The 12,338-nt window shown below is 70.5% G+C and carries 10 protein-coding genes; 2 read left to right on the plus strand and 8 right to left on the minus strand.

Going from position 1 to position 12,338, the window contains the following annotated elements:
- The first annotated feature begins 7 nt into the window (after positions 1-7).
- On the plus strand, positions 8-1,609 hold the full coding sequence (locus tag NGH83_RS04310) for a stealth family protein (protein WP_251857834.1): 1,602 nt from the start codon (positions 8-10) through the stop codon (positions 1,607-1,609).
- Between the two features lie 18 nt (positions 1,610-1,627).
- On the opposite strand, the gene NGH83_RS04315 is transcribed toward NGH83_RS04310, so the two are convergent.
- The 4 genes from NGH83_RS04315 to NGH83_RS04330 form a co-directional block, all read right to left on the minus strand.
- Positions 1,628-2,683: a phosphodiesterase gene (locus NGH83_RS04315; RefSeq protein WP_251857835.1), complete on the minus strand. Its 1,056-nt coding sequence runs from the start codon at positions 2,681-2,683 to the stop codon at positions 1,628-1,630.
- A 168-nt stretch (positions 2,684-2,851) separates the two neighbouring features.
- The gene (locus NGH83_RS04320; RefSeq protein WP_251857836.1) at positions 2,852-3,427 is read right to left on the minus strand and encodes an alpha/beta fold hydrolase; all 576 of its coding nucleotides are present in this window, start codon (positions 3,425-3,427) and stop codon (positions 2,852-2,854) included.
- Between the two features lie 9 nt (positions 3,428-3,436).
- Complete coding sequence (locus NGH83_RS04325; RefSeq protein ID WP_251857837.1) at positions 3,437-4,354, minus strand: carbohydrate kinase family protein; 918 nt, start codon at positions 4,352-4,354, stop codon at positions 3,437-3,439.
- Positions 4,351-5,280: a pseudouridine-5'-phosphate glycosidase gene (locus tag NGH83_RS04330; protein ID WP_251857838.1), complete on the minus strand. Its 930-nt coding sequence runs from the start codon at positions 5,278-5,280 to the stop codon at positions 4,351-4,353. Before NGH83_RS04330 ends, NGH83_RS04325 begins: the two co-directional genes overlap by 4 nt.
- Before the next feature lie 28 nt (positions 5,281-5,308).
- On the opposite strand from NGH83_RS04330, the gene NGH83_RS04335 reads away from it, so the two are divergent.
- The gene (locus tag NGH83_RS04335) at positions 5,309-6,562 is read left to right on the plus strand and encodes an alpha/beta fold hydrolase (protein ID WP_251857839.1); all 1,254 of its coding nucleotides are present in this window, start codon (positions 5,309-5,311) and stop codon (positions 6,560-6,562) included.
- 399 nt (positions 6,563-6,961) lie between these two features.
- On the opposite strand, the gene NGH83_RS04340 is transcribed toward NGH83_RS04335, so the two are convergent.
- The 4 genes from NGH83_RS04340 to NGH83_RS04355 all read right to left on the minus strand — a co-directional run bounded on the left by NGH83_RS04340 (position 6,962) and on the right by NGH83_RS04355 (position 12,192).
- Positions 6,962-8,599 carry a fucose isomerase gene (locus tag NGH83_RS04340; protein ID WP_251857840.1) on the minus strand — a complete coding sequence of 546 codons (1,638 nt, stop codon included), beginning with the start codon at positions 8,597-8,599 and terminating at the stop codon, positions 6,962-6,964.
- A gap of 33 nt (positions 8,600-8,632) precedes the next feature.
- Positions 8,633-10,123, minus strand: a complete 1,491-nt coding sequence (locus NGH83_RS04345; RefSeq protein WP_251857841.1) for an FGGY-family carbohydrate kinase — start codon at positions 10,121-10,123, stop codon at positions 8,633-8,635.
- A 103-nt stretch (positions 10,124-10,226) separates the two neighbouring features.
- Entirely contained in the window at positions 10,227-11,174 is a 948-nt protein-coding gene (locus tag NGH83_RS04350; RefSeq protein WP_251857842.1) for a LacI family DNA-binding transcriptional regulator, read from the minus strand.
- 220 nt (positions 11,175-11,394) lie between these two features.
- Complete coding sequence (locus NGH83_RS04355; protein WP_251857843.1) at positions 11,395-12,192, minus strand: DeoR/GlpR family DNA-binding transcription regulator; 798 nt, start codon at positions 12,190-12,192, stop codon at positions 11,395-11,397.
- Positions 12,193-12,338: the final 146 nt, after the last annotated feature.

Below are 12,338 nucleotides of genomic sequence, written 5' to 3' on the forward strand. Positions count from 1 at the left end.
GGTGCCCATGCCTGAGGACAAGGCCGCCTCCCGACCGCTCATCGCGGTGAAGCCGTGGAACCGGGTGCACACCCGCGCCGACGTCGCCGAGCGCGATGGATTCCTGACTCTCGTCGATCAGACCGTGACGCCCCACGAGGCCATGGTCGACGACCTGCTCTTCGTGCGCCGCGCGCTCGACGACGCCGGCATCAGCTTCCTGCTCATCCGCGGCAACGACCAGCGGCCGGTGCTCGCCGTCGACGAGACCGTCTACGCCGACGTCGAGCGCGCGCTCGTCGAGGCCGGCGCGGACGAGCCCTTCTACGCCGAGACGTTCCGACCTCGCGACCTGACTCCGAAGGGCGCGCCGGTGCTTCTCGCCGACGGTGCCCTCTCGGAGAGCCGGTCGCCGCGCATCATCCGGCTCTACCGTCCCCGGCTCGCGCAGGGCGGCTGGCTGGCCTACGGTCGCAACGCCGGAGTGCAGCTCGAGGTGTGGCGCACCCGCGGCTCCGACGTGCTCGTGCCGGTCGAGAACGCGCTGACCCGCCGCTCGCTGCCGGTCGAGGAACTCGTCGGCGCCTCCGTCGAGCGATACGGCGTCACCTGGCCGACGATCCGCCACATGTTCGACGAGCTCGCGGGCGACGTCACCTTCGACATCGACATCGTCTTCAGCTGGGTCGACGGCACCGACAAGGAGTTCCAGCGTGCGCGCGCCAAGCGGATGGCGAGCTACGTGGTGGGCGAAGGGGACGACTCCGAGGCCCGCTTCCGCCAGATCGACGAGCTGAAGTACGCGCTGCGCTCGATCTACATGTACGCGCCCTGGATCCGTAACATCTACATCGCCACCGACTCGCCGCGCCCCGTGTGGCTCGACGAGCACCCACGGGTCACCCTGATGCGCAGCGAGGACTTCTTCGAGGATCTGTCCAATCTGCCGACCCACAATTCACAGGCGGTCGAGGCGCAGATCCACCGCATCCCGGGGCTCAGCGAGTACTACCTGTACTCCAACGACGACATGTTCTTCGGCCGTCCCGTCTTCCCCGACATGTTCTTCTCCCCGGGCGGGCTCACGAAGTTCATCGAGGCGACCACCCGCATCGGGCTCGGTGAGAACAACCCGAAGCGCAGCGGCTTCGAGAACGCCGCCCGCGTCAACCGGCGGCTCCTGCACGAGCGGTTCGGACGGGTGACGACGCGTCACCTCGAGCACACGGCGGCGCCGCTGCGCAAGAGCGTCGTCGAGGACCTCGCCCGCGAGTTCCCGGACGAGTTCCGTCGCACCGCGGCGAGCCCGTTCCGTGCGGCCGACAACATCTCGGTGACCAACTCGCTGTACCACTACTACGCGCTGATGACGGGCCGCGCGGTGCAGAAGGTCGGCGCGAAGGTGCTCTACGTCGACACGACCATGAAGTCGGGTCTGCGAATGCTGAAGAAGCTGCTGAAGAAGCGCGACTACGACTTCTTCTGCCTGAACGACGGCAGCTTCCCCGAGGTCGGCCCCGAGGAGCGCGCGCGGAAGATGCGGTCGTTCCTCGAGCGCTACTTCGCGATCCCGGCCCCGTGGGAGAAGCCGGTCAGCACCCCGGTTCCGGCGGAGAAGTCGGCGTCCTAGCCTCTCGCGGCCGACCGCTCAGCGGGTGCGGCTGAGTCGGCGCACCGGGTCGGTCACCGCTCCGGCGATCGTTCCCTGCACGTGCTTGTTGCGCGCCGGAGGAACGAGGATGCCCGCCTCGGCGAGGCGGTCGGCGCTCTCCTTCGCCGACACGAACGACACCTGGTCGTAGGCGCCGATCGGCGTCACCGAGTGCACGATCGTGTCGTCGTAGACGTGCACGAGGTTGAACGATGTGGCCCCGTTCTGTGCGCGTGTGCCGCCGAACTCGACGGCGAGATCCTGCGAGTAGCAGGTCGCCGACGCGACCGAGACCGGGATGCCGGCGAAGGTCGCGGCGGTCGAGTAATGCAGGTGGCCGGCGATGATCGAGCGGACGTCACTGCCGCGCAGCACCTCGGCCAGCCGCTGCTGATCGCGCAGCTCCACGGTGACCGCGAGGTCGAGCACGGCGGGGATGGGCGGGTGGTGCATGGCGAGGATCGTGCCGTGCGGAGCCGGAGTGGCGAGCACATCGGCGAGCCAGTCGAGCTGGTCGCGGCTGACCTCGCCGTGGTGGAGTCCGGGGACGCTCGAGTCGAGCACGATGACCCTCAGGCCGTTCACGTCGTGCACCCGGTCGACAGGGGAGTATCCGCCGTCCTCGTCGAGGAGTCCGCGGCGGAACGCATCCCGATCGTCGTGGTTGCCCATGCACCAGATGATCTCGGCGCCGATCGACGCGGCGAACGGCTCGACGATGTCGCGCAGCTTCTCGTAGGCGGCGAGGTCGCCCTTGTCGGCGAGGTCGCCGGTGAAGACGATGGCCTCGGGACGCGAGCCGGACTTCTCGAAACCGGCGGCGAGCCGGCGCAGGTTCCCCTCGGCGTCGACGGAGCCGTACAGCGCGTCGGTGCCGGGGATGAGGTGGGTGTCGCTCAGATGAAGGAGGAAGTGATCGGGCTTCGTGTGCTCGGCGATCCTCAGGTCGGTGACCGTCTCGCGGTTCTGCAACTGCCTCTGCCGGGCGGTCAGAGCATCGCTCCGCGTCGCGCCGGCGTCGGTACTGTCACCCTCCGGGGTGGCTGTGCTCATCTGTCGACGCATCCTCTCTGGTCGGCGTCCAATGTTACGAGCATGTTTCGTCGAGTCAACCAAGGTTCGGTGTCGAGTCGGGGTATGAAACGCCGTCTCGATCGTTGCGAGACAGTGAACTCCTGGTGAAGGGCCGTTCTCGCGTCCCAGAACGGGTGTCAGGGTTCGTCAGCCCCGGAGCGTCACGCGGATGTCGTCGGCGACGATCTCGAGGTCGTTCCCGAACTGGTGCCCGCCGGTCGTCGTCCGCGCTCGGGCGCCGGGCAGTCTCGCCGCCCACAGGTCGCGATGGGCGAAGGGCACCGTGTCGTCGTCCTCGCTCGCGTAGAGGAACACCGGTACGCCCGCCGGAATCGCATCGTCGAGTCCGTCGGGCATCGCGAACCCGTCGAAGGTCCAGTCGGCGTCGCCGCCGGGGAACGGCGTCGCGAGCAGACAGATCGCCCTGAGGTCCCCGAGAGGGCGCCGTGCCGCCAGGTATTCGACGAGCACGAATCCGCCCACGGAGTGTCCGACGAGCACCAGAGGTCCGCTCGCTCGAGCGACCACGCGCTCGATCACCGGCGCCCAGCCCGACGGGTCTGGGGAGCCCTCGTCGGGGAACACGGGGAAGTCGACGACGATGCCTCCGGTGTGGTGGTCGAGGTGGTCGCGCAGACTCGCCGCGAGGAGCGCGTCCTCGGCGTGCGCACCCAGCCCGCCGCCCTGGACGACGATCACCGTGGCCGCGTCGTGCGCGCTCATGCCGACAGACTAGGCCGATGGGGGCCGACGCGGGCGGGCTCCGATCGAGCGGATGGCACGCGCCGCCGCCTCCATGCCCCGGGTCGCCGCACGGGGGAGCGCGGCGTCGGTACCGCGGTCCGGCAACCAGCCGGCGAGGAACCCGGCGGTGAACGCGTCCCCCGCGCCGGTGGTGTCGACGACCTCGTCCGGGCCGACGAGCGACAGCACCTCGAAGACCTCCCCGCCGCCCTGTGCGACGATCGCGCCGCCGCGACCGTGCGTCAGAGCGACCACGGGGAAGAGCCCCCTCAGGGTCTCGACGGCGGTCTGCGCGTCGTCGGTGCGGCCGAGGAGCAGGCCTTCGTCGAGGTTCGGCAGCAGCAGGTCGGCGCCCGAGACGGCGCGGATGAAGGGCAGCGCGCCGTACTTCTCCAGGTAGGAGACCGAGCCGGGGTCGACCGAGACGGTGGCGCCGGCCGCGTGGGCGCGGTCGATGACATCGTTCCAGGACGACGGATCCGCCCCGGCGAAGACGGAGTAGCCCGTGAAGTGCAGGTGCGAGGCGCCGTCGAGGAGGTCGTCCGTGACGAGGTGGGGGCCGGTGCGGAGGTTCGCGCCGCGCGAGGTGTACATGTGGCGGCTGCCGCCCTCGATCATGACGACGATGGTGCCGGTGAGGTCGTCCGAGGCGTCGAGCCGGGCGTCGACGCCCGCGTCGCGCAGCAGTGCGGTGTGGCGATCGACGTCGTCGCGATGCACGGTGCCGACGAAGCGGACCGGGAGTCCCTCGGCGGCGAGCCACGCGGCGGCGTTCGCGCCCGATCCGCCCGGACGCCGTTCGATGAGCGCGTCGGTGTCGCTGTCGGGGACGACGGGCGAGCTGGCCCTGACGAGGATGTCGTCGACGACATCGCCGAGGACGACCACGTGACCGAGTCCGCTCATGCCGGCCGTCCGGCGGCGTAGGCGGTGGCGATGCGCCCGGCGAGGCGCACGTTGTTACGGGCGAGGGCGAGGTTCACCTCGAGCGAGACGCCGCCCGACGCGTCGACGATGCGGTGCAGCAGGAACGGGGTCACCGCTTTGCCGCGCACTCCCGCCTGGTCCGCTGCGGCGAACGCCTCGGCGAGCACCCGGTCGTGCTCGGCCGGATCCCACTGCTGGTCCCGCGGGACCGGGTTGGCGACGACGAGGCCAGGACGGTCGGGGCGCCCGTCGGCCGCGTCGTCCTGCGCTCGCAGGATCGCCGCGACCTCCTCGGCGGTGTCCACCCGCCAGTCGAGGGCATAGGGGGAGTCGGCGATCCAGAACCGTGGGAAGACATCGGTGCCGAAGCCGACGACGGGAACGCTCAGCGTCTCGAGCCGTTCGAGGGTCGCCTGCACGTCGAGGACCGACTTGACGCCCGCCGAGACGACCGCGACCGGAGCTGCGGCGAGTGCCAGCAGATCGGCGGATTCGTCGAACGTCGTCTCCGCGCCGCGGTGGACGCCGCCGAGCCCGCCCGTCGCGAAGACGCGCACCCCGGCTCGGGCGGCGAGGAACGCGGTCGCGGCGACCGTCGTGGCGCCGCTGCCGCCGCGGGCGGCGAGAATCGGCAGGTCGCGGACGCTCGCCTTCGCGAGTTCCTCCGTCGCGATGCGGCGCAGTCCGTCGGCGTCGAGCCCGATGCGCGGCACTCCGTCGAGCACCGCGATGGTCGCCGGGACGACGCCATCGGCGCGCAGGATCGACTCGAACTCGGTCGCCGCCTCGAGGTTGCGCGGTCGCGGCAAGCCGTGGCTGATGATCGTGGACTCGAGCGCCACGACGGGAGTGCCCTCGGTGAGGGCTGACGCGACCTCGGGCGAGACGACGAAATTCTGGGTCACGCGGTCACCATACCGATAGGTTCGGCGCATGGAACCCGCCGCCGCCCGCCCTCGAAGGAGACTCGCGCGGGGGGTCCTCGCCCTCGGGGTCGCCGCGTCGATCGCGGCCGTGTCGAGCCTCTCGGCGTGCTCGGCGGTCGAAGCGGAGCTGCGCGACTACGAGCAGGGGCAGCTCGACGAGCCGTTCTACGCGGCCGTCGACATTCCGGACGGTGCCGCGCCCGGCGACCTGATCCGGCAGGAGCGCATCGGCGGCGCGCCGCACGGGGCGGACGCGTGGCGGGTCGTCTACCTCACCACCGACCTCGACGACCGGCTCATCGCCGCGTCCGGCATCGTGGCCGTGCCCGCCGATGACGCCCCCGAGGGCGGTCGCGTCGTACTGTCGTGGGCGCATCCCACCACCGGAGCCGCACCTCGGTGCGCGCCGTCCGTCGGCATCGATCCCTTCCTCCTCATCGAGGGAGTCGGCGATGCGCTCGGCGCCGGATACGCGGTCGTCGCGACCGACTATCCGGGACTCGGCGTGCCGGGCCCGAACTCCTATCTCGTCGGGGTCACCGAGGGGCACAGCGTGCTCGACATCGCGCGCGCGGCGAAGCAGCTCGACGACGACCTCGGCGACGGCGACCTCGGCGACCGGCTTTTGCTGTGGGGCCACTCGCAGGGCGGCCAGGCGGCGCTGTTCGCCGCCGAGCTCGCAGCGACCTACGCCCCCGAGTTCGATCTCGTCGCGACGGGGGTCGCGGCGCCCGCCGCCGACCTCGGCACCCTGCTCGAGGACGACATCGACGACGTGTCGGGAGTCACCATCGGGGCGTACGCGTTCCAGGCGTACTCCGAGGTGTACGCCGACCTGCCGGGCAGCGACCTCGACACGATCCTCACGCCCGCGGCGGTGCAGGTCGTCGGCGAGATGAGCGACCTGTGCCTGCTGGGACAGAACAGCGAGCTGCACGACATCGCGACACCACTGATCGGCGGGTTCCTGAAGGCCTCGCCGACCGAGACGGAGCCGTGGGCGCAGATGCTGTCCGCCAACTCCCCGGGCAAGAAGGCGCTGCCCGGACCGGTGTTCATCGCGCAGGGCGAGAGCGACGAGCTGGTGCGACCGTCGAGCACCGCCGACTTCGCGAAGCGCCAGTGCGAACTGGGCGCCGACGTGACCTTCCTGCCCCTGCCGGACACGAACCACGGCATGGTCGCCGACCGCGCCCTGCCGACCCTGATGCCCTGGTTCGCCGCGGCCCTCGCGGGCACCCCGAAACCCTCGACCTGCTGACCAGCCGCGGGCGCGCCCAACTTTGGCCCTCCCGAGCCGGTGGGTGCACGGATCAGGAGTTCGTGCACGGATCAGGAGAACCGGCCCGAATCCTCCTGATCCGTGCGCGAGTTGCCCGGTTTTCGGCCGGAACTCCTGATCCGTGCACACCCGGCCCGCTGAGGTGTGCATGGATCAGGAGCAGGCGCACGGATCAGGAGATCTGCCGCGGATCAGGACCGATCTGGGCGCAATCCTCGGCGTGTCGCGGGCTCGGTCCTGATCCGTGCACAGCTCGAGTCCTGATCCGCGCACAATCTCCTGATCCGTGCACCAGCCCAGCCCGAGCCAGGGCCCACTCAAGCCGCCCGAGCCCCCACCAGCCCGGGCCGACCCGAGCGCACGAGCTCGGGCCGAGGCTCAGATGTTGACGTCGCCCGCGAGGTGCACCGTGATGCCCAGGCGGTCGAACACGGCGGCCTTCGCGAGGAGCGCCTTGTCGGCGGTCTCGGCGTCGGGTGCGTAGACGACCTGCGCGTGGTTCGCCTTGTGGCGCGCCATCAGCTGATCGCGGCTCACCCCGTGCAGCACGACGTGCTGGATGGGCCACTCGGGATTCGTGGCGTCGAGCCGGCGCTGCGTCTCTTCGGCGGGCAGTTCGATGGCGGTGCCGCGCCCGATATCGGCGTGCAGCGCGCCATCCATGATGAACACGCGCGACCAGACGATCTCGCCGGGCTTCGCGACGCCCGAGATGGTGCTGCCGCCGGCGGGGAAGAACACCGGGCCCTGCCGCTTGCCGACCGCCCCCTTGTATCCGTCGGCGAAGTGCGACGGCGGGACCGATCCGGAGATCTCGAACACCCAGACGAAGTCGTCGCCATAGGTCTCGCCCCAGCGCACGTCGTGCAGGGTGTTCGCGGGGTCGAGACCCATCGCGGTCCACACCCGGTCGGTGATGAGCGCGTCGACGGCGACACCCTCGTCGACCTCGTTGAAGTGCGGGAACGCGCGGCCCTCGAAGAGCACGTGCGAGCCGTCGCGGCTCGTCACCGGCGGACGGTCGACGTTATTGAGCAGGCCTTCGACAAGGTCGCTCGCGGGAGCGAGATCCTTGAGCCCCTGCTGGTACTGGATGCCGACCGCGTCGAGCCCGAAGTCCTCGGCGATGCGCAACGCGGCGATGTACATCTTGTACTGCCAGTTCAGCTGCGCCTGGGTCAGCTCGGTGGCCTCGTCGGTGCCGAGCTCGAAGGTCATGCCCTTCTCGAGCAGCCAGTCGCCGATCGCCTTCGCCTCCTCGTCGGAGACCTTCTGCATCTCGGCCCACAGCGCGCTCTGCGACAGGCGCTCCTTGTAGATACCGGTCGGGTTCAGCAGCTCGTCGTCGAAGATCGCGTTGTACATGCCCATGCAGCCCTCGTCGAAGACGCCGATGATGGCCTTGTCGCGCAGCAGCTGCTCGGCGATCGCGTCACCGAGCTCCTTCTCCGCGGAGTCGGGAAGGGCGGGCAGGTCGCGCACGTGCGAGCTGTCGTGGCTGATCGACCCGTTCTCCACCCAGCTGGTAATGCCCGACACGAACCAGTCGTCGGTGAAGTCGACGCTCCAGATGGTCGAGTAGTCGACGCCCATCTTGGTGAGACCGGCGTTGAGGTTCAGCAGCCCGACGAGCCCCGGCCATTCGCCCGCGAAGTTCGCGACGGTGAGGATGGGGCCGCGGTGGGTGCGGAGGCCCGCGAGCACGTGGTGGCTGTACTGCCACACCGACTCGGCGACGATGAGGGGCGCGTCGTCGGGGATGTTCTTGAAGACCTCGAGCCCCATGCGCTGGCTGCTGATGAAGCCGTGCCCGGTCGACGGGTCGACCTCGTTGGCGCGGACGATGCTCCAGCCGAGGTTCGAGAAGGCCGTGCCGATGGCCTCCTCCATCGCGGCCTGCGTCGGCCACCCGGCCGTGTTGGCCGACTCGCGGAGGTCGCCGCTCGAGATCAGGTAGGCCGTCTTGGGTGCCGCGGTGGGGCGTTCTGCGGTCACGGGGAGGGCGTACGGGGACATGGATCCTTCTTCCTAGTTCGGTTCTTCGGTACGTCAGGAGTCGGCCAGGCGCTGGCGTTCGGCCAGTGCGTGGGCGATGTCGGCGGTCGAGTGGTAGAGCTGCTCGTAGAGCGAGAAGAGCTCGTCGTACGACGCCGCTGCCTCGGGGTCGGGTTCGACGGTCTCGGCGGGCGGGTTCCAGGCGTCGATGTCGACGTCGCCGCGCGCGGTGGCGGCGAGGAACGCGGCGCCGTACGAGGCTCCGATCGTCTTCTCGGGGATCACCTGCGGCAGGCCGGTCACATCGGAGACGATGCGGGTCCACAGCGAGCCCTTGGTGCCGCCGCCCACGGCGACGATCCGCTCGATGGGGGCACCCGCTGCGGTCATCGCGGCGACGTTCTGACGCACCCCGAGCGCCGTCGCTTCGAGCGCGGCGCGGTACAGGTCGCCGCGTTCGTGACTCAGCGTGAGCCCGGCGACGATGCCGCGGGCATCGGGGTCCTGGATCGGTGTGCGCTCGCCGGCGAAGTACGGCAGCATCAGCAGCCCGCGGGCGCCCGGGCCCGACTTCGCGGCCTCTTCGACGAGGTCCTCGAAGCGGGGGGAGCCGTAGAGCTCGCGGAGCCAGCCGGTGATCGCGCCGGAGGTCGCCATGCCGCCCGCGAGGTTCCTCGTGCCGGGGAAGGCGCCGACGGTGCCCCACATCGACGGCGTCGTCACCGGCTGCTCGACCGTGCAGATGAGGAACATCGTGGTGCCGTACATGAGCATCAGGTCGCCGGGGTTCTGGGCGCCGACGCTGATGGCCTCGGTCCAGGCGTCGATGGTGCCGGCGACGACCGGCGTGCCTTCGGGGATCCCCGTGAGGGTCGCGGCCTCGGCGGTGACCTCGCCGACGACGTCGGCAGGCCAGACCAGCTTCGGCAGCTCGAGCCCTGGCGCGACCTCATCGGCCCACGCCGGGTACCACTCGAGCGCGAGGGTGTCGAAGAGCGGCGTGCACTGGCTCGCCGAGTGGAAGTCGAGCACGTAGGCGCCGGTCAGACGGTTCGCGAGGAAGGAGGCGGGCATGTAGAGGCGCTTCGCCTCGGCCCACACCTCGGGCTCGTTCTCGCGGATCCAGGCGAGCTTCGGCCCCGCCGCCTGCGTGGTGAGCACCGAGCCGCAGCGCTCGAGGATCTCGTCGGCGCCGAAACGGTCGGTGAGCGCCGCGATCTGCTTCGTCGCGCGGGTGTCGACGCCGTAGAGGATCGCCGGGCGAAGTGGCTCGTCGTGCTCGTCGGTGACCAGCACGCAGGGGCCCATACCGCTCACGCCGACGGCGGTGACCTCGGCGTCGGGTGCGGCGGCGAGGAGGTCGCGCGAGATGGCGACGAACTCGTCCCACCAGATCTCGGCGGGCATCTCGACGTGGCCCGGATGCGGCCGCGAGGGGGAGTGCTCACGGGTGGCCGTTGCGAGGATCGCGCCTCGCGCGTCGACCAGGACGCCCTTGCTGCTCGACGTGCCGATGTCGACACCGAGCGTCACTGCTTCGGCCACACGTTCCTCCTCGATCCGCGATGCCGCAAGGCTGTCAGAAATCGATTTCTCGCGCAAGCGTCGAACACGGTCTGCCCCGAGGTAGGGGGCCTTCGCCGGTGGGTCAGGCGGGGAGGACGAGCGAGCGCGCCGGCTCGACGTCGCCGGAGATCCGCTCGAGCAGTCGGCGGGCGGCGCTCGCGCCGAGCTCGCGCGCCGGCAGTGGGAGGGCGATCAGGTCGTCGGGCGCGTCGAAGCCGATCGGGAGATCGCCGATGACGGCGAGCGGTAGTGAGCGACCCGCGCCGCGCAGGGCACGGGCGACGCCGACGGCCATGACGCTGTTCGCGATCACCGCCGCGTCGACGGGCGCGCCGCGCGCGAGCAAGGCCTCCATCGACTCGCGCCCGCCGCCCTGTCGGAAGTCCGAGCGCACGACGAGCGACTCGTCGGCGGGGAGACCGGCCTCGGTCAGGGCCGCACGCCACCCTTCGGCGCGTCCGTCGGCCGTGTCGACACCGGCTGGTCCGGTGATGCAGGCGATCCGCCGCGCGCCGCGGGCGATGAGCGCTTCGGTCGCGTGCCGACCGGCGGCGACGTTGTCGACGGTAACGATGTCGACGGAGTGCTCGTGCGGCGCCCGGTCGACCGCGACGATGGGGCGCCCCGCGGCGACGAGGCCGGAGAGATCGCTGCGCTCGGATGCCGGCGCGAGCACGACGCCCGCCATCCGCTCGGCGAGGGCGACGCGCAGATAGTCGCTCTCGCGGGCGAGGTCGTCGTCGGTGTTGCAGAGCACGACCGAGAATCCGGCCTCGCGCGCGACGTCTTCGACGCCGCGGGCGAGAGCGGTGAAGAACGGATTCTCGATGTCGGGGATGACGAGGGCGATGAGCTCCGAATGCGCCCGGCGCAGCGATCGCGCCGACCGGTTGGGCGTGTAGTCGAGCTCGGCGGCGGCCGATCGCACCCGCTCGGCGAGGTCGGCGGCGACGGCGGTGCCGTTGAGCACGCGCGACACGGTCGCGGGGGAGACCCCGGCGCGGGCCGCCACTTCGTAGATCGTCGCCATCGTGAGTGAACCCTAGCGCCGCATCCCGTCGCCACCGGGCCCGAACCGCGTGCGCGGATCAGGATCGGTGCGGCCGACACGCCGCATCCGACCGCGGAATGATCCTGATCCGTGACGCATCTCCCGATCCGTGCACACCGTCCTGATCCGTACACACCGGAGTCGTCCGATCACCGGGTCCGGAGTCGTCGGATCACCGGGTTCCGGTTCGTGTGCCGGGTCAGGCGGTGGTGACGCCGACGCCGGTTGCGCGGAGGCGGTCGAGTTGCCCGGCGTCGGCATCGGAGTCGGTGATGACGCGGTGCACCGCCGACAGCGGGACAACCCGGCTGAGCTGGCGGGTGCCGAGTGCCGAGCCCTCCGCGACGACGATGCGGTGCGCCGACCCCATCAGCATCCGCCGCTTCATCTCCGCGTCGGGCAGGTCGATGTTCGTCACTCCGGCCTCGGCGTCGACCCCGTCGCAGCTGATGAAGCCGACATCGACGCTCATCCGGTCGAGCACGGCATGACCCATGGGATCCGCGAGTGCGTGCTGCCCCTTGCGGAGGGTGCCGCCCGTCACGACGACCGTGAACCGGTCGGCGGCGGGCTCGAGCTCGAGCGCGGTGCTGAGCGAGTTGGTGATCACGGTGACGCCCTCGAGGTCACGACGGTCGACGAGAGCGCGAGCGATCGCCGCCGTCGTCTTGCCCGCGCTCAACAGCACCGACTCGCGATCCGACACCATCGCGGCGGAGGCGACGCCGATCCTCCTGCGGCGCTCCGCATCGGTGCGCGCGCCCCGCGGATCGGCGTGCCCCAGCAATCCGCTCGCCGATGCGGCGACGGCGCCGCCATGCACCCGCTCGATCACGTGCCGAGCGGCGAGTGCTTCGAGATCGGCGCGGATCGTGACCTCGGAGATCTTGAACAGCGCGCTAAGAGTCGAGACCTTCGCGAAGCCGTCGCGCTCGATGATGGCGCGGATCTGATTGCGGCGCGTCGCCGCGGGCGGGGTTTCTGACCACTCTGTCATGACCGTTCTTTCGTTTGCTTTCGTCTTTACAGCTTCGACGAATGCGGTGCCAGTCCCTTGACCGTCTCCAAAGGGCCGACCTAGCTTCGGTTCACGGTTAACCGTCAGCCGTCTACCGCTGACGAAGCCTACCGACGAAGACGAAG

This window comes from Herbiconiux sp. L3-i23 (assembly GCF_023734115.1).
Lineage (GTDB): Bacteria > Actinomycetota > Actinomycetes > Actinomycetales > Microbacteriaceae > Naasia.